This window comes from Lysinibacillus sp. NPDC093692 (genome assembly GCF_050280125.1).
Taxonomy (GTDB): domain Bacteria; phylum Bacillota; class Bacilli; order Bacillales_A; family Planococcaceae; genus Lysinibacillus.
On record NZ_JBNNUW010000016.1, the window covers coordinates 36134 to 59130 of the forward strand.

Here is a 22997-nt window from a genome sequence, read left to right on the forward strand (position 1 = left end):
TTTGATAATCAGTTATTGAGCATGATATAAGTGTAAAAAGAAGTGGAACATTTGCTTCATATTTTTTTGATCGAGAGCTTAAAGTTGTATCCATATTGAGAGGAATTGAGTTTGAAATGATAGATAATTTTTGGCGTGATTTACCACGACCATTTTTTGTACTTGCACCAATGGAAGATGTGACGGATGTTGTTTTTCGTCATGTAGTAAGTGAAGCCGGTAAACCGGACGTATTTTTCACAGAGTTTACAAACTCAGATAGCTATTGTCATCCAGAGGGCATGAAAAGTGTGCGTGGCCGTTTGATTTTTACAGAAGATGAACAGCCAATGGTGGCGCATATTTGGGGGGATAATCCCGAATATTTCCGTCAAATGAGTATTGGCGTGGCGGAGCTAGGTTTTAAAGGCATCGATATTAATATGGGCTGTCCTGTCCCGAATGTGGCATCGAGAGGGAAAGGCAGTGGCCTTATTCTGCGTCCAGACGTTGCGGCCGAGCTTATTCAAGCAGCAAAAGCAGGAGGGCTACCTGTCAGCGTGAAGACACGACTTGGCTTTAAAGAGGTAAATGAGTGGGAGGAGTGGCTGACGCATATTTTACAACAGGATATTGCGAACCTTTCTATTCATTTACGTACAAGAAAGGAAATGAGCCAAGTAGATGCACATTGGGAGCTAATTCCGGAAATCAAAAAATTACGTGACCGTATCGCACCAAATACACTACTAACAATCAATGGAGACATTCCTGACCGTCAAACTGGGCTGAAGCTTGCTGAACAATATGGTATTGATGGTGTTATGATCGGGCGAGGTATTTTTAAAAATCCTTTTGCTTTTGAAAAAGAGCCAAAAGAGCATAGCAGTAAAGAGTACCTTGATCTTTTAAGACTGCAGCTGGATCTTCAAGATCAATATGCGGAAGTACTACCACGTTCAATCTCTGGGCTTCATCGCTTTTTCAAAATTTATGTCAAAGGATTCCGTGGAGCTGGTGAATTAAGAAATCAATTGATGAACACGAAATCAACAGATGAAGTGCGTACATTGCTGGATAACTTCGAATCAAACAATGTTGATTGAGATGGACGGGTAGAATGATGTAATAGCAAAAACATGAAAGAACGAATTCCAATTAAATAAAAGGGATTCGTTCTTTTTGATATTTATTATTATAATAAACCTTTTGAACGTTTTTCAGCCATTTCTACGAGGCGTTTTGTAATTTCTCCTCCGACTGAACCGTTTGCACGAGAAGAGGCTTCTGGCCCTAATTGTACATTAAATTCTTGTGCGATTTCATACTTCAATTGAGTAACAGCTTCATGTACACCAGGAACTAGAAGTTTATTTGAACTACGATTAGCCATTTTTCTCACCTCCTTGTGATTAGAATGGTCGAGAGTTGGCTAATCATACATTTAAAAAAGTAAAATGCGCATTCTAAATACTATAGTAAAGTAACTTTTGGAAAGCTAGCTAAAATTGTGAATGTCTCTGCTATAATAAAGTAATGCTACAATCTTGAAGATACGATTGTTAGAAGCGCTTTACAGTTAAAATGGAGGTTTTTTAAATGACGAACAATGATATTTTAATTCGTTTAAGATATGCATTAGATATCAAAAATAAAGATATGGTTGAAATTTTTAAGCTAGGCGGTATGGACTTTACGAAGGAAGAAGTATTGAACATGCTTATTAAAGTAAATGATGAGGAAGAAGCACCAGAAGAATACATCAAATGTAATAATAAAATGGTAGAGGCTTTTTTAAATGGATTTATTACATTTAAACGAGGTCCGCAAAAGCCTAAATCTGGTCAGCCAGAAGGACCACCCCCTGTTTCAGGAAAAGAAAGTCCTAATAATATGCTATTAAAGAAAGTGAAGATAGCGTTAGCCTTAACGAGTGAGGAGATGCTCGATATTTTATATGATGGTGGCGTTAACGTCTCGAAAGGCGAATTAGGTGCCATTTTAAGAAATCCAAGCCATCGTAACTATAAAGAATGTGGCGATCGCTTTGTAAGGAATTTTTTAAGAGGGTTAACATATAAATATAGAGACTAAAATGGCTCGAACTAAAATATATTATTGATTAAAAAGAAGCGTGAAGTCTGGAACGTTCTATTGATTTTAGTCAAGTGGAAATTTAAGTGAATAGCCAATGAATTACTCATAAATAAAGCAGCTGCAATTTTGCAGCTGCTTTATTTATGAAGATTTTTACGTAAATATCTATGATAAGTCGAAAATTTTCTGTAAAAAGCACATTTTTCTTAGTCGAATGTAGTTGACATTTTGTGACGGAATTGTGTACACTGAAATTGACATAAAGTTGTCACAAAGATGGAAAATAAATGTTCACGAACAGAGGGGTGCTTTTATGTTCAGTTTAAAAATTTTATTAGTTGCTATCGCATGTGTTACTATCCCACTTGTTGTTGCTGCAATTATGATAGACATTTTTTATGCAGAAAAGAAACAAGTTCGTTTTTCATTACGCCGTACATCGATGTGGTATGCGAGTATGTTTGCTGTGTCATTTATACCGGCAGTTTTAGTTATGACACTAAACGGATAAGTATTTTTAATATGAATAATCATTTAGGGGTAATTGATTATTTTAAATTATAGTAACAGCTACAATATTGTGTTGTAGCTGTTTTAACTTTTTTAAGGAAATGTCTTTTGTAGCGAAAGCAATGCGTAGACTTCTGCAGGATTATCTTGCGTGGAAAGCGTTAACTCGGAGTAGAAATCAATCTTTGCTTATTGATTTACATTATTTTATAGTTATTTTTATGTCGACAAGCTGACACGAAAGTATGGAAATTTCATGCTCTTGTGTTTTTTTTATGCAGAAAATAATACTCAAAAATGACCAATTCTAGCTAGTTTTAGCAAGTAAATTCGAATGTTTCGAAAATACCAACATTGGAGTAGGGGGAAATATTGTAAAATTTATTGCTACTAAAATTAAAAATTTTACAGTAAGCATTCACATAGAAAAAAAGTTTAAAGGAGTTCAACGATGAGAAGTAGCTTAAAAATTAAAATGTTAATGGTATTTTCTATTTTACTTGTTGTTTCGTGTTTACTGATTAGCTTTTTTATTTATCGTTCGTCATTGGAGCTGGTGAAAGAGACAGTTGGTGAGCAAAATAAAAATATGATGGATCAAGCAATCTCAAAGATAGATGTTAAAGGCTATCAAAAATTAGAAATTGATGCAAAAAAAGATGACTTTTATTATGAATTACAAAAAGAATTAAGCTCTGTTAAAGAGCTTCATAAAGTATCTAGTTTATATTCGATGACTCGGATAAAAAATGGTGAGGGATATGACTACTATTATATGGTAGATAGTGTACCGAGTGAGGATTCAACGATTGGGGTTGAGGAGGAATCACCAGAATCTTATCCTAAAATGAAGCAAGTATTTGAAACAGGGCAAATACAATTTCAGTTATCAAATGATTCACAATACGGCGCTGTACTTGCCATATATGCACCGATAAAAAATGATGCTGGTGAAGTTATAGGCTTAGTAGGGGCAGATATAGATGCCACAGAAGTCTATACGGCCATGAATGCGAGTCAAATGAAAATTATATTGATTACGCTAATAGTATTAATAGTAGGAATCGGCATTGTTTATTTCTTTACAGATTATTTAACGAAGCCAATAAGAAAATTAACATCACAAGTAAAGCAAGTTGGTAATGGTGATTTAACAGTAAAAATAGAAACAGATCGAAAAGATGAAATTGGTGTTTTAACAAATGCATTCCAACAAATGGTGTTGGACCTGCAAAATATTATTATTGGAATCAATTCTGGCTCTAAGCAGTTAATCGATACGACGAACGGAGTAGCAAAAAGTAGTGAAAAGGCACATGAAGCAATTAGTCATATTTCAGCCTCCATCCAGGAAGTATCGGCTGGCGCACATGCACAGTATAAAAACTCAGAGGAAAGCTCAGCTACATTAGAGCAAATGTCGCAGGGGATTCAACAAATTGCCGAGGCTTCTTCAAATGTATCTCAATTATCATCTATTAGCTTACAAAATGTAGAGCTTGGAAATGGAAATATTGAAAAAGTAGTTCATCAAATGAATATTATTAATGAATCCGTTCAATTATCCGCAAATGCCATAAAAAAACTAGAGAGTCAATCAAATGAAGTATCACTTATTATAAATATGATTCGTGATATTGCTTCACAAACGAATCTACTTGCATTAAATGCTGCGATCGAAGCAGCTAGAGCTGGTGAATCTGGAAAGGGCTTTGCCGTAGTAGCTGAAGAAGTAAGGAAGCTAGCGGAGCAATCAGAAAAATCGGCGAATAGCATATCAAACTTGATTTCTAAAATAAATACGGATACAAGCTTAACCGTGCAAACTATGAATGTTGTCACTGAAAATGTAGAAGACGGTTTACGTGCTGTAGAAGAAGCCGGAAAATCATTCGAAAGTATTCTCCAATCTATTCAGGGCGTAGTATCTCATACAAAACAAGTTTCGGTAACCTCAGAAGAGATGTCTGCATTTTCTGAGGAGATTACAGCAGGAGTTGTGGAAACAACGATGCTTGCGAATAAGGCTGCAAAGGCAACAGAAAGTGTTGTAGAGCTAACGATGGAACAAGAAAGCTACAATCAAGATATCCTCCATTCTGTTTTAAAACTGAACAAAATGGCGGAGGAACTTGAAAAATCCGTTTCAAAGTTTGATGTGGATGCTAGCAGCACAAATAATTCCTATAGAAATTAAGAATGAAAAGATAATCGTTAGAATAAAATTTCAATTAATATGGATGAAATAATCCTATCGATTATCTTTTTGAGGGTGGGAGATGGATGAAAACCTTTTTTATTTTATTTCTTGGGATGATCTATATATTACTAGCAAACTCAGTCGAAACGGCTATATTTAGTAAGGTATATTTTGTAATTGGCTTAGGGCTAGTAATAGCAGGGATTTTTCGGTATGTGAAAGAACGATTTATCTATATTAATACATTAAATGAAATGAAAGAGGCGAGTGAGGAGGAGCTTATGGCTATCCCTCATACACAGTGCATCATCTCAAATGATTGTTTAAGTGCTTTATTATTAAATGAACCTACAAATACACTTATCCTAGCAAGTAGAGAAGATTTAGAAGAAGATTTGATAAAAAAAGAAATTCCATTCGAAAAAATATATGAAGTAGCTATAGTAGAGGACGACATGTACATTGCTAGGACGAGCAATAACTTCATAAGTGGTTTATTACTTGGCGAAGATACGGATATAGAAGAAGAGGAATTAGATGACGAGGACTCTGAGTCTGACACTATGTCTTCGTTGACGTTGAAAATTGTAACTGATAATTTATCTTACCCCATTTTAGAATATGTTTTTATGGATAACAGTGAGCCTCTATCAAGAGAAGAGGATGAGTATCAAGAAGTGCTGGAACAATGTGAGGAATGGTTTCAGAAGATCAGCGTGATAATCAATCGTTATGAGCTGGAAAGGGTACCAGTTAGGCATTAGTATTAAGGTAAAAACAGCTATCTCGACCGTAATGTCGAGATAGCTGTTTTAAGTAGAATCGCCCTGAAGTGATCAGGTACCACCTTGAACCTTAAATTTTAAATTGCTGTAATTGGCTATTTAGTTCTTCGGCCATACTAGCGAGATGATTTGCACCCCTTGAAATTTCCTCCATAGTAGCAGCTGTTTCCTCTACAGTTGCTGTTGTTTGTTCTACACCAGCTGCAGACTCTTGTGAAATAGAAGCCATTTCATCGATGGAGACATTGATGGATTCGGAATTTTGAGCAACTTTATTTAAATTGCTTGAAATGGTATTTATGTTAAGAATCATTTCCTCAACAGCTTCCGAAATTTGTTCAAATGTTTCATTTGTTTGATTTAGTTGTACGGTTCCTCTTTTAACTTCCTCGTAGCCGGATTGTAGAGCGGTTGTTACATTGCCAGTTTCACCTTGTATTCGGTTGACGATTGTTGAAATATCCGTGACAGAATACTGTACTTCTTCTGCAAGCTTCCGAACTTCATCGGCTACAACTGCAAAACCTTTTCCGTGCTCACCTGCGCGAGCTGCTTCAATGGCAGCGTTTAAGGCTAGTAAATTTGTTTGATTTGAAATATCATCAATGACAGAAACAAGCTTGGAAATTTCCGCAGACTGCACATTTAAGCCTTCAACTTTTTTCACTGAATCTAAAACAATTTCATTAATGGTTGTCATTTGTTGTGTTGATTGTACCATTAAGCCTTTACCTGTAGTTGTTAGTTCTTGTACAAGATTGGAATGCGCTTTTAATTCAATGCCTTCCTGTGTTGTTTCATGAATACTACGTTGGAAAGAAGTCATTGTTTCGGCTAAATCACCTGCAGTAGATGCTTGTGTTTCAGTGCCAGAGGCTAGCTCCTGCATAGTTACGGTAATTTGCTCTGTACCTGATTGTACTTCATTAGCCGATTGGGCCAGTTCTTCGCTACTAGCTGCTACTGTTTCGGAAACAGTATGAATGGAGCTAATTGTTTGCTTTAACTTTTCATTCATATTATTTGCGGAAAGCATTAATTGACCAATCTCATCTCGATGAGTTACTGGAAGTAGTTCATGTTGCAGATTACCATCCGCTAATTCGCTCATGCGCTTTGAGACAATTGTAATAGGTTTAGAAATATTGCTAGCAGTAACAATAGCGATTAGGATACCTGCGACTGTCAATACAATGCTAACAATTAGCCCAACTGTTTTATTGCTTAAACCTGTTGATACTACGTCATCCCCTACCTTAGTAATGGCGACTGAGCGTTTATCGGCCAATTCTTCATAACCAAGACGAACATCGGTTACGAGATTATTGATAGCTGTTAAATTTTTTAATGCTAATTCTTTATCCCCTTTTTTATAAACATCGAATACTTCGGTATTTACGCGATTGCTCCATGTACGTGCCATTTCTACTAGTGCCACACGTTCAGGTGTATTTTCGTATTTTTCTACAATACTATTACTTTCCTCAGCAATTTTACGATATTCATTAAAAGTTTCTATGTATTTTTCATCACCTGATACAACATAACTTAAAGCTGCAGAGAGACGAACACTCATAGACATTGCTAAATCTTTACTTGCTGTTAAGACTTGTAAATCTTCTTTCACTAAACCTTCTGCTTGTTTTTCCATCTTATTATTAGAAATGTACGTATAGGCTGTAAAACCAACAACTAATACAATCAAAAAAAGAAATGCACTTAAAATTCGGGCTTTAAGTGTTTTAAACTGATATATTCCCTTCATCTTTTCCCATCCTTTTATTGTTCATTTTCAATGTAGAACTGTAAAAAAATCGAAATCATAATTGTTATAGTACAAATATATTTTATAACTAATTAGATATATACATAAGCCCTTTTAATGGAAAAAATTAAAAATGGTTTTTTAGTACAATAACAATTTCTAGTTATGAATGATAGATAGTTAAATATATACGTCTAAATAGAAATTCTGATGTTTTTTTAATGCCTTTATGTATTTATACCTAACTGATGAGCTTTTATAAAGTTGTTGCTATTATTATCCATATTTTAGTTTGAATTATAATTGTTCAGAAAAACGATGCGATTATAGGAGGGATATGGTATGAACAAATGCTTCAAAATAATAGGCTTCGTGATACTTGTGAGCTTTATTGGCAATACTTCAGCACATGCGGCTTCCTCTAATTCTCTTTTTGTCAACGGTAAAGCTGAGTATGACTTTATTACGGTTGAAGGACGAACAATGGTTAAACTAAGGTCTCTGAGCGACCCGTCATGGCCTGTGCTCGCTTATAATCCTAAGACCGGTGTCGTCACGATTCAAAATAAAGATAAGAGTAAGAAAGTACAGCTTGTGGCGGGAAAAAAGACAGCAACGGTTAATGGGAAACAATAAAATTAGATGCTGCAGTAGTAAATAAAAACGGTAGCACTTATGTGCCAATTCGTTTCATTAGCGAGACACTTGGCGGTTATGTCTATTACAATAACAAAGATAAACGGGTTATTGTCCGTACACCTGCGGGTCAGGAAGAATACGAGACACTGATGCACGGGGATCTCATGAAGGCGCGTCATATTGCGCTCGGACTAGAAAAACTTACAGAGGAAGTGCCACCTCTTCATGCTGGTGAAGGGTATAATTACTTCTATTACACGTTTCCAGAAGGAGAAGCATTGCGTTTCCCGCTGGATCTCGCCGGCTCTGGCGATGCTTATTATGAAGTGAATAATGAAGGTCTGGCAGTCATTAAATGGCAGAAGGATGATGTGGCTAAACGAGAGTGGGGAGCGAAACCAACCTTTAAAAGCTATGTTTATTTCTTGGACGAGTATATGCGTGGCTTATTCACTTATGGAATTGTAGACGCTCAGGGCAAAGATACGGAGCTGGGAAAATTCCCTCAGGGAAAATAGCAACAAGCTAGTTCTAAAAATTGAAGGGGAGAAACGGACAGATCAGAGGTAGAAAGCTTGTGGTAGATTAGCGACTGAGCTCGGCTAAAAAATCATAGAAGCTTTAGAAATTACCGGATATATGTAGCAAAAAAGAAGGATGGATAATTTTATCTATCCTTCTTTTTTGTGTGCAACATTTAATTACTGTTTTGCTTTGCTTTTTTTGCTTGTCGTTCCCATTGCAGTAAAGATGGATATGGATCAAATGCCCATTCTGTACGTCCATTGAATTTGTAAATGCCGTAGTGAAGATGAGGCGGGAATTTTCCGGAAGTTCCTTCTTTACCGTAGCCAGAGCTACCAACAGTACCGAGGACAGTTCCAGGTTCGACAAGGTCTCCTACTTTAATTTTCTTATTATAACTACCGAGATGGGCATAATAATGATAGGAGTTGTGATTATCTCGAATGCCTATGCGCCAACCACCAAATTGGTTCCAGCCCTTTATCTCTACTACCCCATAAGAGGTAGAGAGCACTGGAGTACCATAGCTAGCGAAAATATCTGTACCTTCATGAATACGTCGTCCACCCCAGCCCCTATTGGCACCCCATGTACTTCGATAGCTGTAATCATAATTAGTAGGGACTGGGAATGTGTGATCGTCAAGCTCAGTTGTTTTGAAATGACTATACATTTTGGAAATGGTGAAGATTTGATTTACAGCCTGTTCACTTCCGTAATACTCCCATAAAGCTAATTTAAAGTCTTCATCAGTTGTTCCAAATTTGCTTAAAAAAGTAGCCATGGAGAATATTGTATCGGTATCATCCTTTGGACTGGCAACTCCATCACCGTTGCCATCTAACCCCATTCCGCCAAAGTAACTAATAGTATCTGGGCGAGTATCATCTCTTACAGGATTTAAAGCGCCTGACCAATATTCATCAGAAAATTGAATGGAAATAATACCATCCCGTTCCGGAATATCTTTACGAACGGATTGCAAATTGCGTTCGTATTGGTCAATGGCTGCTAAGAAATGCCAAGGGATGAGTAATTCGTCAAATTGTACGTAGTAGGCCATACGTTGCTGCACAATTTCTTCTTGTGTAGGTTCTTCTTTTGCGAACGCAACAGTGGGGAGAGTAAAACTCCATAATAACATCCATGATAAAAGGAATATAAAATGGCGATTCAATAAAGGACCTCCTTTCTAACGTTAGAATAACCGAATTTTTTATCTTCATTCAGTACTTTTTGTGGGAAAACGAAGCGGTAAAAATGAGCAATTTTCGTGAAAAAAACCTGGCTCATAGCGTAGGGTTGATTTCCGTTCCGACTAGGCGCTTTGTAGCTGCCGCTTCGCTTTCGCACAGAGCAGAGCTTCCTGGGGCGTCGGGGCAACAGGATGTTGGTCACGAAGGCGTTATCACAGGATGTGATGCTTTTAGCCTTCGTTCCTCTATATTGCTAATCCCCAAGGAGTCGCTCAGTCGTAACGAAGATTAACTTATATTCAGGCATAGTTTCAAAAAAATAATCCCTGGAAATTGGCTAAAAAGCGTCAGGTGAAATGGTTCATGTTTAAATCCGTTATTTTTGTTTTTGCGATAAAATTCCTTATTCAGCAGGAAAAAATTAAAGGCAATAAGAAGAAACTTTGACAAAGAAAAAGTATTGGGTATCATAATGCCATTTCCTTCATACTATGTTATAAATCAAGCCCTGAATGGAGGGAAGGCTATTAACATTTTAGATAAAGTGAAAAGCTATCGCGAAGAAGAAAACCGGCTAAAGTGGGAAGGTACATTTGCAGATTACTTAAACATCATCAAGGAAAGACCTGAAGTCGCTCAAACAGCCCATTCACGCGTCTACAATATGATAAAGAGTAGTGGTGTAGAGGAACGCGATGGGCAAAAAATGTACAAATTTTTCGGGCAAGAAATTTTTGGGCTTGAAACAGCAATTGAAAGACTGGTGGAGGAATATTTCCATCCGGCAGCACGAAGATTAGATGTTAGAAAACGTATTTTGTTATTAATGGGACCAGTAAGTGGTGGTAAATCAACAATAGTGACCTTGTTGAAACGCGGACTTGAGCAATTTTCGCGAACAGATGAAGGCGCGGTTTTCGCAATTAAAGGATGTCCAATGCATGAAGATCCACTACATTTAATTCCACATCATTTGCGTAATGAATTTTACGAGGAGTATGGTATACGAATTGAAGGAAGTTTATCGCCTTTAAATACGATGCGTCTTGAAAAGGAGTATGATGGACGCATTGAAAATGTGATGATTGAACGTATTACTTTTTCGGAAGACAAACGTGTAGGCATAGGAACATTTACACCATCAGATCCTAAATCGCAAGATATTGCTGATTTAACAGGTAGTATCGATTTTTCCACAATTGGCGAATTTGGTTCAGAATCTGATCCTCGTGCTTATCGTTTTGATGGTGAGCTAAATAAGGCAAACAGAGGTATGATGGAATTCCAAGAAATGTTAAAACTTGATGAAAAATTCTTGTGGAATTTATTGTCTTTAACGCAGGAAGGTAATTTTAAAGCAGGGCGATTTGCGTTAATTAGTGCAGATGAGTTAATTGTTGCACATACAAACGAAACGGAGTATCGCTCATTTATTTCAAATAAAAAGAATGAAGCATTACATTCTCGTATTATTGTGATGCCGATTCCGTATAACTTAAAAGTTAGTCAGGAAGAATTGATTTACGAAAAAATGATTAAAGAGAGCGATATGTCCCATGTTCATATTGCGCCACATGCATTAAAGGCCGCAGCAATCTTTTCGGTTCTAACAAGACTGGAAGTACCGAAAAAACAAGGTGTGGATCTTATTAAAAAAATGCGACTGTACGACGGAGAAAATGTGGAGGGATTTAATTCCGTTGACTTAGAGGAACTTAAAAAAGAGTTTCCGAACGAAGGCATGAACGGTATTGATCCACGGTATATTATTAATCGTATTTCTTCTGCTATTATCCGAAAAGAGGTACCATCCATTAATGCGTTAGATGTTCTGCGTGCACTAAAAGATGGGCTTGACCAACATGCTTCAATTTCTCAGGAAGATCGAGAAAAATATATGAACTATATTGCAGTTGCTCGAAGAGAGTATGATGATATTGCGAAGAACGAAGTGCAAAAAGCTTTCGTTTATTCATATGAAGAGTCTGCAAAAACATTAATGAATAATTATCTTGATAATGTAGAAGCGTTTTGTAATAAAAATAAAATTTTAGATCCATTGACTGGTGAGGAAATGAATCCAGATGAAAAATTAATGCGCTCTATCGAGGAGCAAATTGGCATTTCGGAAAATGCGAAAAAAGCATTCCGTGAAGAGATACTCATTCGTATTTCTGCTTATGCTCGAAAAGGTAAGCGTTTTGACTATAATTCTCATGAAAGATTACGAGAGGCAATACAGAAGAAACTATTTGCGGATCTCAAGGATGTCGTGAAAATTACAACATCTTCAAAAATGCCAGATGAATTACAGCTGAAGAAGATTAATGAAGTTGTAGCGAGACTTGTTGATGAACATGGCTATAATCCAACATCTGCTAATGAATTATTGCAGTACGTAGGTAGCCTGTTAAATCGTTAATAATTTTGACCTATTCAGAGGAAATTATAAGACTATTGATAGGAGTGAATAGGAGTGTCCATTTAAGGGCACTCCTTTTATCTTCATTCAGTGGGTGTCCAAACATCTACTGAAATAGAGGAACTCGCTATGTCCTGTGGCAAATTTCTGTGGGACAGCAACAAGGTTTTATCTGTGCGAAAGTGAAGTGGCAGCAACAACAAGGTTTTATTTGTGCGAAAGCGAGCGGCAGCAACAACAAGGATTTATCTGTGCGAAAGCGAAGCGACAGCAACAACAATAACAACAATTACGCCAAGGCGAAATTGATCTTCATTCACTTAGTTTTTGCCATAAGTGAAGTAACCACGAAGTGTAATTGATTTTTCTAAAAAAGTTCAAGAAAGTGAATCACTAGCATAGTATAGAAAAAACGAATTTGATAGATGGGTGAGGATAAAAATGACTGAAAACGAAAATAAACGTTTTGCCATTTCTCAGGAAAATTGGTCCCTCCATCGTAAAGGGCACCAGGACCAGCAACGGCATATGGAAAAAGTAAAAGATGCTATTAAAAATAATTTACCTGATTTAGTTAGTGAAGAAAGTATTGTCATGTCCAATGGTCGAGAGGTTATAAAAATCCCTATACGTTCACTTGATGAATATAAAATTCGATATAACTATGATAACTCCAAGCATGTTGGGCAAGGGCAAGGAGACAGTAATGTAGGTGATGTGGTTGCGCGTGATGCAAGCAAAGGCAATCAGGCTAATGGTAAAGGAAAAGAAGCTGGTGACAAGCCAGGCCATGATTATTATGAAGCTGAGGTAAGCATTGAAGAGGTTCAAAATGTGTTATTTAACGAGCTTGAACTACCAAACCTGCAGCAAAAAGAAAAAGCGGATATTAAAACGGAAAAAATCGAATTTAACGATATTCGAAAAAAAGGTTTAATGGGAAATGTCGATAAAAAGCGCACCATCCTTAATGCGCTAAAGCGTAATGCGATGAAAGGAAAACCAGAAATTACGCCGATTCATAATGATGATCTACGTTTTAAAACGTGGGATGAAGTGGAAAAACCTGAATCAAAGGCAGTAGTTCTTGCCATGATGGATACAAGTGGCTCGATGGGTTCTTTCGAAAAATATTGTGCTAGGAGCTTCTTCTTTTGGATGACAAAATTTTTGCGCTCCAAGTATGAAACCGTGGAAATTGAGTTTATTGCGCATCATACAGAGGCAAAAGTAGTGACAGAAGAAGAATTTTTCACGAAGGGAGAAAGTGGAGGGACGATTTGTTCATCTGCCTATATAAAGGCATTGGAGCTAATTCGGGAAAAGTATAATCCTTCTCGCTACAATATTTATCCAGTACATTTTTCAGATGGTGAAAATATATCAATGGATAATGAAAAGTGCTTGAAGCTAGTGGGAGAGTTGATGGAAGTATCGAGCATGTTTGGATATGGGGAAGTCAATCAGCATAACCGCTTCTCTACACTTATGTACACCTATAAAAAAGTAGATGATCCTAAGTTTAGGTATCATATTTTAAGAAAAAAAGGCGATGTATACGATGCCTTAAAGAGCTTTTTTAAAAAAAATGAATCATAAACCATGTTCAAAGGAGGGGACTAAAAAGTGGAGATGAAAGAGCTTGAACGAGCGATTGATGAAATTACAGAAATTGCCTCAAGCTTTGGCTTAGATTTCTTTCCGATGCGTTATGAAATTTGTCCGGCAGATATTATTTATACATTTGGCGCATATGGTATGCCTACTCGATTTTCACATTGGAGCTTCGGTAAACAATTTCATAAAATGAAGCTTCAATATGATTTAGGGCTAAGTCAAATCTATGAGCTAGTGATTAACTCAAACCCATGTTATGCATTTTTACTTGATACAAATACGTTAACACAAAATAAATTAATTATTGCGCATGTATTAGCGCACTGCGATTTCTTTAAGAATAATGTACGCTTCTCCAATACTAGAAGAGATATGGTGGAGAGCATGACGGCAACAGCTGAAAGGATAGCTGGTTATGAAAGAGAATATGGAAAGGATGAAGTCGAGCAGTTTTTAGATGCGATTTTAGCGATTCAGGAGCATATCGACCCATCCCTTTTACGACCAAAATTGGCTTGGAATACGGAGGATGAATTTGAAGAGGAGATTTCTCAATCAAAATCGCCGTATGATGATCTATGGAGATTAGATGAAAAGGAAAAAGAGTATAAATCGATCAGGCGAAAAATAAAGCACTTCCCCCCAAAACCAGAAAAAGATTTATTGCTATTTTTAGAGGAGCACAGTCGAGAGCTCGAGGACTGGCAGCGAGATATATTAACGATGATGCGTGAGGAAATGCTTTATTTTTGGCCACAATTAGAGACAAAAATTATGAATGAGGGTTGGGCTTCTTTTTGGCATCAACGTATTATGCGTGAGCTCAAGCTAACAACAGCTGAAACGATTGAGTATGCGAAATTAAATGCAGGTGTTGTGCAGCCTTCAAAAACGACGATTAATCCTTATTACCTTGGTGTGAAAATTTTCGAGGATATTGAAAACCGTTATAATCATCCGACAGAAGAGATGAGAAAGCTAGGCGTTCAACCTAACTCAGGTCGAGAGAAAATGTTTGAGGTAAGAGAGATAGAGTCGGACATATCCTTTATACGCAACTATTTAACGAAGGATCTAGCTAAGCGAGAGGATCTTTATTTGTTCCAGAAAAAGGGGAATGAATACCGTATTACAGATAAGGATCATGAAATGGTACGTGATCAGCTCGTATCGATGCGTGTAAACGGGGGATTCCCGTATATCGTCGTTAAAAATGGCGATTACCTTCGCAATGGAGAGCTCTATTTATCGCATGGCTTTGAGGGAACGGAGCTCGATCCGCACTATTTAGAGAACGTTTTGCCCTATATTTATCAGCTATGGGGTCGTCCTGTTCATTTAGAAACATATGTGGATGGAAAGCCAATGCTTTATTCATATGATGGGACAAAAAACTATAAACGTAATGTGTAACAAAAAACTTCTATCTGTTGGTATAAAATATTCCAGCAGATAGAAGTTTTAATTTTTGAAAGTCTTACATAAAGGTTCATTTCCATAATGTAGGGTTGATTTCCGTTCCTACTGGGCGCTTTGCTGCTGACGCTTCGCTTTCGCACAGTTAAAACATTTGTTGTTGCTGACGCTTCGCTTTCGCACAGTTAAAACATTTGTTGTTGCTGTCGCTACGCTTTCGCACAGCGCAAAGCTTCCTGGAGGCGTCGGGGCAACAGGATGTTGGTCACGAAGGCGTTATCACAGAACGTGGTGGTTTTAGCCTTCGTTCCTCTACCGCTGATCCCCGAGGAGTCGCCCAGCCGTAACGAAGATCAATTTATAACATAGCGTACTTTCAATATATTTTATCCAGAACTTTGGTGATGAGCCCATAAGTTTTATTCGTTTTTATATTCATCTAACAATGGAGAGGATTCATCTTCACTACTTTCACTATGTTTCGAAGATGAATGGATATCGCTGTTGATTACTAAGCTGTCCTTTACTTTTATTCTTTGTTATCCCCAAGTTTCATCATTATCGTCACCAGCGATTTCACTTCTGCCGTCTCCATCAGCCAATTGTGAGTTTACATTTCTAGTACTACCGTTTTTGGCGTTTTGGTCGCCTTGGTTGGCGTTAGTACCTACATCATTATTTATTTGTCCTCTACCTTCAGCCTTTTGTTTAACATGGTTATCTGTATTGCCAATATTAATAGTAAGATGGATGGTAATATTATTTTTAGCTGGCTCCTTTGAACGTTCATTATCAAATTTATCGTCAGACATAGTTTTCACCTCCTTATTTTCAGCATTAATACTAAGTTATTAATCTTTCTCAAGTTTACTTGTTCATGTAGCCCTAAGTTGATAAATAATGTGAGGGATGGAGACTGAAAAACTGTTCCTTATCGTAAAATTTGTTAAAATGAATAGGATTTGAATATAAGAAGAACTGGAACGGTGAATCAACGTTGAGAACATTTAAAAAGGTTTATATAGAAATAACGAGTGTCTGCAATTTAGCATGTAGCTTTTGTCCTCCAACTGCTCGTGCAAAGGGACTTATTAAAGTAGAACAATTTAATAAAATATTGGATGAAATACGTCCTCATACGAAATATATTTATTTGCATGTAAAAGGAGAGCCTCTTTTACACCCGCGTATTGATCAGTTGCTTGACGCAGCACATGAGAAAGGTTTTAAAGTTAATATTACAACGAACGGTACACTGATTAAAAAGAATCGTGAAAAGATATTAGGGAAACCAGCTTTACGCCAAATCAATTTTTCATTGCATAGTTTCGACGGTCATGAGGGGTCGGAAAATCGTGAGAAATACTTAGGGGATATATTAGACTTTGTGCGTGATTCAAAAGATTATAATACGATTATTTCATATCGTTTATGGAATTTACAAAAGGATCATATGACAGATATCGCGGCACGAAGAAATCGTGAAACACTCGAAATTCTAGAAAATGAATATAATCTGGATTATCGCATCGAAGAAAAAGTACAGCCTGGTAAAGGTGTAAAGATTGCTAATAATATTTATTTAAATCAGGATCATGAATTCAAGTGGCCAAGTTTATTGGAGCCTGAGGATGAAGGAAAAGGCTTTTGCCATGCACTTAGAAGCCAAGCCGCTATTTTAGTGGATGGTACAGTAGTGCCATGCTGTCTTGACGGTGAGGGCGTCATTAATTTGGGGAATGTGAACGAGAAATCCTTCACAGACATTGTTCAAGGTGAACGTGCGAATAATATTGTCGATGGATTTTCACGTAGGGAAGCAGTCGAAGAGCTATGTAGAAAATGCGGCTATCGTCAAAAATTTGGAATGTAATAAACAGATCCATTTGGTTTTAAACTAAATGGATTTTTTGTATAGGGGGATTTTACTCTATTCAAGCAAATAGAGAAGTCCACATTAAAAATAGGGCACTTGTTCATACGTATGCGATTTATTAAATGTGAGCGAAGCGGGTCAACCAAAGCCCTACACATTAAGTAGAACTTTAGAAAAAAATTGTAGCTCGCTAAAATAGCTCCAACGTTATTGATTATTGGAGCTATTTTTCTTTGATTGTGAATCAATAGTATTTAAAAAATCATTCGTAATACGTACTACGTATTTCACCTCGTCTAAATTGCGCTCCCTTAATAATGATCGATGTATGTCGAGCATAATGTTCTTTTCTTCAATATCAGTGACACCAGATAATTTTTGAAAATTAAAAAGCTCCTCAGGTGCAATATCTAATGCTTTCATCAGCGTTTCTAAAGTGCTTAATGTGATATTAGATTGCCCATGTTCAATGTTTGAGATTCGTCCTTTACTAAAACCTAGTTTCCCTGTTTTTTCTGCTACTTCTTCCTGACTAAGCCCCTTTGAAACTCTAATAATACGGAGTTGTTCGCCTACTAGCTTTAAAAAGTCTGACATATGATTCACCTCTATGTAAAAAGCTAGTGAAAAACATTAAAAATGCCTATACCATTATAGTGGTATAATAGACAAAATGTTATAGTAAAATGGTACAATAATTAGTAGGGGTTTTTATTATGAGAAAAGACTTGTGTAAAACAGTGTGGTTGATTCTTCAGTAGCTTGTTTTAGAGTATACCTAATTAAGTGAAGGATTGGAGGATTCAGGCATGGTAAAGTGTTATCGATTAGATGAGGTTGCTACAATAGAAGAGGGAAAAATAATACCGAGCAAAAAGTATTTTACAAACATCGGTGTACCTCTCATTACAGCAGATAATTTAAAAAAGTTAATGCTAGACGGTGATATTGAGCAATTACCAAAAGTTAATATTACCTTTGGAAAACATTGCAAATGTGTACCGGTACCAGCTAAAACCATCATTCTAACTAAAGCTAATTTGAAGGACACCAATAAATATATATATCAGAGTGAAACTGAACTATGTATCGCAAGTGAGATCGTTGCTATTATTCCAAATGAAACAATTGTTTTAAGCGATTATTTATTACATTTTCTTAGATGGTATAAAATGAATAAAGAATGGCAGCATTTGTACCATATACCGATTAATCTTCCGATGATAGATATCCAACATAAAATAGTGCAAACTTTAAATACGATTCAGCTTTTATTAAAAAGTAAAGAGCCGTTGTTGACAGCAGTAGAGGGGCTACCGCAGCATTTTGACAATGTTTCGGTGCAAGTTGAACATCATTCAAAAAGTTTACATTATGGGTTTCAACAGGCTCAGTATCTTTACAATCATATGTTATATAAAATTTTTAAGGGTGAGCATAAATAAATTCATCACAGCCTCAATTTACGGGATAAAAATGTCGGTGTTTGGGCTTGTGCCTTTACACCGACATTTTTAAATTTCAATGATTATTGGTAAAATCATTGGTTTTCTTTTTGTTTGCGAAAATAGATACTGACCGACAGTTCTTTTGATTTCTCTTTTTAAAACATGTATTTGCTGCTTATTTTCTTCTTGAAGCTCATTTACCGTTTCTTTCACGAGAATATTTACTTTCGTTAAAAGCGCCTCAAAGTCTTTAGCATAAACAAAGCCTCGTGAAATTGTATCTGGTTCTGAAATAAAGGCACCATCTACTTTATTAAGTGTGATCACGATGACAAGCATACCGTCTTCAGAAAGCTGTTTACGATCGCGTAAAACTATTCCTTCGACTTCACCGATACCGATTCCGTCGACATACGTATCCCCTGAAGGAATTTTACGTGTTTGTCTAGCCATGGAATTTTCAATATCAACAACATCCCCGTTTTTCATAATAAACGTATGTCCTCTTTTGACACCAACGGACTCAGCTAGTAAACGATGCTGATGTAACATACGGAATTCACCATGAATCGGAATGAAAAATTTAGGTTTCATTAGTGTCAGCATCAGTTTTAAATCTTCCTGATGACCATGACCAGAAACGTGCATACCTGTATGACTAGAGGAACCATAAATAACTTTCGCACCTAGCTGGAATAAATTATCAACGATCCGTGATACACCTTTCTCATTCCCTGGAATAGGGGATGAAGCTAAAATAACTGTGTCCTCAGGTAAAATTTTCACTTCGCGATGATTGCCGCTTGCTAAGCGAGAGAGTGCAGCTAATGGCTCTCCCTGACTTCCCGTACATAGTACAACAATTTCTTCAGGGGGGAGATATTTCACTTCGCGTGCATCAATTAACAAATCCTCTGGAACGTCTAAATAGCCTCGCTCAAGTGCGACATCTACAACATTCACCATACTACGGCCAAGTAATGCAAGCTTTCTATTTGTAGCAATCGTTGCATTTACAATTTGCTGTATGCGATTAACATTAGAGGCGAAAGTAGAGATCACAATTTTACGGTCGGCATGTAAAAAAGCATCTTCAATATGATTACCGACAAGCTTCTCGGAAGGAGTTAGACCAGGTCGTTCTGCATTAGTACTTTCAGAAATAAGTAATAGTACACCTTCTGATCCAATCTCGGACATCTTATGAATATCTGCAAACTGATCATTGACAGGTGTTAAATCAAATTTAAAATCGCCAGTGTGTACAACATTTCCTTCAGGTGTGTTCATAACGATACCTAAGCAATCAGGTATACTATGGTTTGTTCTAAAGAAACTAACATCAACTTGTCCGAAATTTAAAGATGAATCGGAATTAATTTCAATTAATTCTGACTCTCTTAAAAGCTTATGCTCTTTCAGCTTTAGCTGGATTAACCCAAGCGTAAAGCGTGTAGCATAAATAGGGACATTTATTTTTTTAAGCAGATAAGGGATACCGCCAATATGATCCTCGTGACCATGTGTCACAATTAATGCTTTAATTTTCTCTTTATTTTCCTGTAAGTACGTAATGTCAGGAATGATTAAATCGATGCCTAATAAGCTTTCGTCTGGAAATTTAGCGCCACAGTCGATAATTAAAATATCATTCCCAACCTGTACTACATACATATTTTTACCAATCTCATTAATGCCACCTAAGGCGAAAATTGATACTGTATTGTTTTTTGTGGACAAGTATATCTCCTCCTAATTTTCAAGTGTTTTGGATGTCATTGGATTTATTTCGCATTATGTAGTATAGCTTGAAGCGTTTCATCCTATACGAAAAGAACATTTGGCAATAATATTAGGTTTTCAAGAAGAATAGAATAGAGGAACGTAGAGCATAAAGGGGATGTGACTGGTTGTCGAATTACTTACAGCATGCGATGTTTGAACATAGGTTTTGGCTAAGAATATTAAAAGACCATTCTCAATTTATTCATGATTCATTGTATCCATCGGAAACAGAGGATATAAAAAGAGCAAGTTCATTTATTCATCAATTTTCTCAGCTTCTTACCTATGTGAATTCAATTGATGCCAATAATGCGGCTTCTTTTTCACTTACTGTCGATGAAGCTGTAACGCAATTAAAGCAATTTAAATTTTATATCCTTCGAAAGCAATTATCGGGAAATATTAATATCCATTTATCACCTTCCTTTATTAATCACATGGTGAATGAACTAGAGGAATATCAAAATGTACTTAGCTATCTGAAGAAAGGGGAAGTCCCGCCAATCTTTCATGAGCTACATCATCACTTACTCTGGCTTTTAGATGCTTCAGGACATGCAGGTATTATTCATGACGATTTGGATGGCGTAGAAAGAAGATTGAGACAAAAAAGTACTACCTTTGCCCAACATTTTGAACAGTTTTATTTAAAAGCAGTGGAGCTTACAGGATATTTACGTTCAAATATAGACTCTTTCCCTGCATTAACTCGCTTTAATCAAGATGTAGATCTAGAAATGAAATTATTCAAAACGTTTTTACGCGAGTTAGAGGAAATGGAGTTAAGTGCAGAAGTATTAGGAACGTTTACAGCTCTAATGGCGGATCATATGCTAAGAGAGGAGCAATACTATTTATCGAAGCTTGCACAATCTAGAGGTGAAGGTTAAAAGCGATGGCAATCTGAGGTTTGATTTCAGGTTGCTTTTTTATTCCAATAAATCAGCATAATGTACCGATGAATTTGAAAACATTCCGATAAATCTACATAATGTTCCGATAAAACTAAAAAACATTCCGATAAAATTTTAGGAATGTTTTTAGTCTGGAGGCTTTTTATGGATGAATAAAAACTCCAGTACCGATTGGGACAATGCTTGCAAGCTCTTCGACATCCTTATTATGCATACGAATACAGCCACGTGAAACAGCATGACCAATAGAGCTAGGATCATTAGTTCCATGAATACCGTAATGCTCTTTAGATAAACTCATCCACATTGTTCCAAAAGGACCACCGGGATTTGGAGCCTTGTTAATGATTATAAAATCGCCAGTAGGTGTATCATGTAACATCCTTCCAACCGCAATTGGGTATTGCTTTTGAAGAACATTATCCTTATATAACCGTAGCCATCGATTTTCAGTAGAAATATCTATTCTATAAGGGATCGTATTTGGGTTTGGAAATCCAGGAATAACAATTTGTTGTCCTATATAAAGTACATTCGGATCTATCCCTGGATTAGCAGCAATTATGGACGATAACGGTGTACGATAATTTCTAGCTATTTGGGACAAGGTTTCGCCTACTTTAACTGTATGGATCAAAATCATCACCTCCTATAAAGTGGTTGCATTAATACAGGTTATGCCGTAGATATAAAAAATACCTTAATATTTTCATGAGAATAGCAACTGTAGTTAGTTGGATAGGATAAGCAGTAACAAACCATTTCCAGTAATCGAGGAGTTATTATGAAAGAATTTAAAATTACTTATTTTTTTGATGAAATGCATTATGTAAGGAGATTTATCCATATAGAATCACAAGAAAAAGCAGAGGCATTAGTTCGAAGCGAACGAGATCAATATATATCCTTTACAGACAGTAGAGGGATGTATCATGAGCTGCATACAAGATATGTTCGGGTCATTCAAATATCTGAATATCATCGCATCGATAAAAGCTCGAAAACGAAAGGTACATGATTTGTTCAACACTGCACATTCTATTAGTAAAGGAGTGAGCAATGATGGACATAGAAAACTTACCACATGAAAAAAAGGTGTTTATGAACTTAGCAAGCAAGAACAAGCCAGACATGGTGGAATCTGATAATATAAGTATTTTCGATTTACACGAAGATATGCAAACGGTTGATGCTATACCGGTTAAGGAGCTCAATAAAAAAGTAGAACGAGAAGGCGATGAATTGATCGAATTGCAGCCAGATGAATTATAGAAGGTAGGGATTTTCATGACTGATCATAACGAAACTCAGTTTACTTCTGCTGGAACGGATATTATTGAGGTAAAAAGACAAAATGCGGAAAGTGGTTTATCTTACAATGAAGTGAAAAAACTGCTAGCCCAAAGCGGTGGGGTTGGTACGAAAAAATATAGTGATACAGATGTTGAAGAAGTAAAGCAAGAGATTCATGGGAAAAACCAATAAATTATTATGGGGGGAGTATGAAATGAAGTACTCCTCTCTTATTTATGCCGTAAAGCTCGATTGAAATGAAGAAAATTCACTGACTAACATCTCGCTATATTATAAAATATAAGCACATGTAAGGAGGTGGACGAATGAAGGAAAAACGTTGTCCGTTATGTGGGCAAGAAAATCATTGTGGGATAGTAAAGGGGCAAAAGGATTGCTGGTGTATGACAGAAAGTTTTCCTAAAGAAATTTTTGAAGCGGTACCTAAAGAGCGATGTATTTGTCAAAAATGCTTGGATACATATAAAAAAGATGATTAAAAATAACTTCAACTGCTGTTACGAAACAAT

23 protein-coding genes and 1 pseudogene are annotated in these 22997 nt (G+C 36.5%); 17 read left to right on the forward strand and 7 right to left on the reverse strand.

What is annotated here, in order from left to right; genetic code table 11:
* Window positions 1-116 precede the first annotated feature (116 nt).
* Window positions 117-1085: a tRNA dihydrouridine synthase gene (locus ACQKN4_RS16575; RefSeq protein WP_079562672.1), complete on the forward strand. Its 969-nt coding sequence runs from the start codon at window positions 117-119 to the stop codon at window positions 1083-1085.
* A gap of 89 nt (window positions 1086-1174) precedes the next feature.
* Here ACQKN4_RS16575 and ACQKN4_RS16580 read toward each other — a convergent pair whose 3' ends face one another.
* The gene (locus tag ACQKN4_RS16580; RefSeq protein WP_079562673.1) at window positions 1175-1372 is read right to left on the reverse strand and encodes an alpha/beta-type small acid-soluble spore protein; all 198 of its coding nucleotides are present in this window, start codon (window positions 1370-1372) and stop codon (window positions 1175-1177) included.
* A 206-nt stretch (window positions 1373-1578) separates the two neighbouring features.
* On the opposite strand from ACQKN4_RS16580, the gene ACQKN4_RS16585 reads away from it, so the two are divergent.
* The 4 genes from ACQKN4_RS16585 to ACQKN4_RS16600 all read left to right on the forward strand — a co-directional run bounded on the left by ACQKN4_RS16585 (window position 1579) and on the right by ACQKN4_RS16600 (window position 5550).
* Entirely contained in the window at window positions 1579-2073 is a 495-nt protein-coding gene (locus tag ACQKN4_RS16585; protein ID WP_079562674.1) for a DUF1456 family protein, read from the forward strand.
* 316 nt (window positions 2074-2389) lie between these two features.
* Window positions 2390-2587 (forward strand): hypothetical protein, encoded by a 198-nt coding sequence (locus ACQKN4_RS16590; RefSeq protein ID WP_079562675.1) that lies wholly within the window; start codon window positions 2390-2392, stop codon window positions 2585-2587.
* A 450-nt stretch (window positions 2588-3037) separates the two neighbouring features.
* Window positions 3038-4783: a methyl-accepting chemotaxis protein gene (locus tag ACQKN4_RS16595; protein WP_427484231.1), complete on the forward strand. Its 1746-nt coding sequence runs from the start codon at window positions 3038-3040 to the stop codon at window positions 4781-4783.
* An 86-nt stretch (window positions 4784-4869) separates the two neighbouring features.
* Window positions 4870-5550 carry a hypothetical protein gene (locus ACQKN4_RS16600; RefSeq protein ID WP_079562677.1) on the forward strand — a complete coding sequence of 227 codons (681 nt, stop codon included), beginning with the start codon at window positions 4870-4872 and terminating at the stop codon, window positions 5548-5550.
* A 91-nt stretch (window positions 5551-5641) separates the two neighbouring features.
* Here the strand turns inward: ACQKN4_RS16600 and ACQKN4_RS16605 are convergent, their stop codons facing one another.
* A complete protein-coding gene (locus ACQKN4_RS16605; RefSeq protein WP_427484232.1) occupies window positions 5642-7336 on the reverse strand; it encodes a methyl-accepting chemotaxis protein in 1695 nt (564 codons plus the stop codon).
* 483 nt (window positions 7337-7819) lie between these two features.
* On the opposite strand from ACQKN4_RS16605, the pseudogene ACQKN4_RS16610 reads away from it, so the two are divergent.
* Window positions 7820-8493, forward strand: a pseudogene (locus ACQKN4_RS16610) (copper amine oxidase N-terminal domain-containing protein).
* Window positions 8494-8672: 179 nt separating this feature from the next.
* Here ACQKN4_RS16610 and ACQKN4_RS16615 read toward each other — a convergent pair.
* Window positions 8673-9677, reverse strand: a complete 1005-nt coding sequence (locus ACQKN4_RS16615; protein WP_079562680.1) for a M23 family metallopeptidase — start codon at window positions 9675-9677, stop codon at window positions 8673-8675.
* A gap of 545 nt (window positions 9678-10222) precedes the next feature.
* On the opposite strand from ACQKN4_RS16615, the gene ACQKN4_RS16620 reads away from it, so the two are divergent.
* From ACQKN4_RS16620 to ACQKN4_RS16635, 4 genes are all read left to right on the forward strand, one after another.
* On the forward strand, window positions 10223-12118 hold the full coding sequence (locus ACQKN4_RS16620; protein WP_079562730.1) for a PrkA family serine protein kinase: 1896 nt from the start codon (window positions 10223-10225) through the stop codon (window positions 12116-12118).
* A gap of 149 nt (window positions 12119-12267) precedes the next feature.
* Window positions 12268-12480 (forward strand): hypothetical protein, encoded by a 213-nt coding sequence (locus tag ACQKN4_RS16625; RefSeq protein ID WP_427484233.1) that lies wholly within the window; start codon window positions 12268-12270, stop codon window positions 12478-12480.
* Window positions 12481-12559: 79 nt separating this feature from the next.
* Window positions 12560-13717: a sporulation protein YhbH gene (gene yhbH, locus ACQKN4_RS16630; protein WP_079562682.1), complete on the forward strand. Its 1158-nt coding sequence runs from the start codon at window positions 12560-12562 to the stop codon at window positions 13715-13717.
* A 33-nt stretch (window positions 13718-13750) separates the two neighbouring features.
* A complete protein-coding gene (locus ACQKN4_RS16635) occupies window positions 13751-15148 on the forward strand; it encodes a SpoVR family protein (RefSeq protein WP_427484258.1) in 1398 nt (465 codons plus the stop codon).
* Window positions 15149-15690: 542 nt separating this feature from the next.
* Here the strand turns inward: ACQKN4_RS16635 and ACQKN4_RS16640 are convergent.
* Window positions 15691-15963, reverse strand: a complete 273-nt coding sequence (locus tag ACQKN4_RS16640; protein WP_240518325.1) for a hypothetical protein — start codon at window positions 15961-15963, stop codon at window positions 15691-15693.
* Between the two features lie 185 nt (window positions 15964-16148).
* Here ACQKN4_RS16640 and ACQKN4_RS16645 point away from each other — a divergent pair, with 185 nt between their 5' ends.
* The gene (locus ACQKN4_RS16645; RefSeq protein ID WP_079562683.1) at window positions 16149-17024 is read left to right on the forward strand and encodes a radical SAM/SPASM domain-containing protein; all 876 of its coding nucleotides are present in this window, start codon (window positions 16149-16151) and stop codon (window positions 17022-17024) included.
* A 210-nt stretch (window positions 17025-17234) separates the two neighbouring features.
* Here ACQKN4_RS16645 and ACQKN4_RS16650 read toward each other — a convergent pair whose 3' ends face one another.
* Entirely contained in the window at window positions 17235-17624 is a 390-nt protein-coding gene (locus ACQKN4_RS16650) for a helix-turn-helix domain-containing protein (protein ID WP_079562684.1), read from the reverse strand.
* A gap of 212 nt (window positions 17625-17836) precedes the next feature.
* On the opposite strand from ACQKN4_RS16650, the gene ACQKN4_RS16655 reads away from it, so the two are divergent.
* Window positions 17837-18472 (forward strand): restriction endonuclease subunit S, encoded by a 636-nt coding sequence (locus ACQKN4_RS16655; RefSeq protein WP_427484234.1) that lies wholly within the window; start codon window positions 17837-17839, stop codon window positions 18470-18472.
* 69 nt (window positions 18473-18541) lie between these two features.
* On the opposite strand, the gene ACQKN4_RS16660 is transcribed toward ACQKN4_RS16655, so the two are convergent.
* Window positions 18542-20215, reverse strand: a complete 1674-nt coding sequence (locus ACQKN4_RS16660; protein WP_427484235.1) for a ribonuclease J — start codon at window positions 20213-20215, stop codon at window positions 18542-18544.
* A 170-nt stretch (window positions 20216-20385) separates the two neighbouring features.
* Between ACQKN4_RS16660 and ACQKN4_RS16665 the strand changes: the two genes are divergently transcribed.
* Complete coding sequence (locus ACQKN4_RS16665) at window positions 20386-21150, forward strand: DUF2935 domain-containing protein (protein ID WP_079562687.1); 765 nt, start codon at window positions 20386-20388, stop codon at window positions 21148-21150.
* Between the two features lie 166 nt (window positions 21151-21316).
* On the opposite strand, the gene ACQKN4_RS16670 is transcribed toward ACQKN4_RS16665, so the two are convergent.
* Window positions 21317-21811, reverse strand: a complete 495-nt coding sequence (locus ACQKN4_RS16670; RefSeq protein ID WP_079562688.1) for a L,D-transpeptidase family protein — start codon at window positions 21809-21811, stop codon at window positions 21317-21319.
* A gap of 147 nt (window positions 21812-21958) precedes the next feature.
* Between ACQKN4_RS16670 and ACQKN4_RS16675 the strand changes: the two genes are divergently transcribed.
* The 4 genes from ACQKN4_RS16675 (at window position 21959) to ACQKN4_RS16690 (ending at window position 22967) form a co-directional block, all read left to right on the forward strand.
* Complete coding sequence (locus ACQKN4_RS16675) at window positions 21959-22192, forward strand: hypothetical protein (RefSeq protein ID WP_079562689.1); 234 nt, start codon at window positions 21959-21961, stop codon at window positions 22190-22192.
* 44 nt (window positions 22193-22236) lie between these two features.
* Complete coding sequence (locus ACQKN4_RS16680) at window positions 22237-22446, forward strand: hypothetical protein (RefSeq protein WP_079562690.1); 210 nt, start codon at window positions 22237-22239, stop codon at window positions 22444-22446.
* A gap of 15 nt (window positions 22447-22461) precedes the next feature.
* Window positions 22462-22659, forward strand: a complete 198-nt coding sequence (locus tag ACQKN4_RS16685; RefSeq protein WP_427484236.1) for a gamma-type small acid-soluble spore protein — start codon at window positions 22462-22464, stop codon at window positions 22657-22659.
* Between the two features lie 134 nt (window positions 22660-22793).
* A complete protein-coding gene (locus ACQKN4_RS16690; protein ID WP_079562692.1) occupies window positions 22794-22967 on the forward strand; it encodes a cysteine-rich CWC family protein in 174 nt (57 codons plus the stop codon).
* Window positions 22968-22997 lie beyond the last annotated feature (30 nt).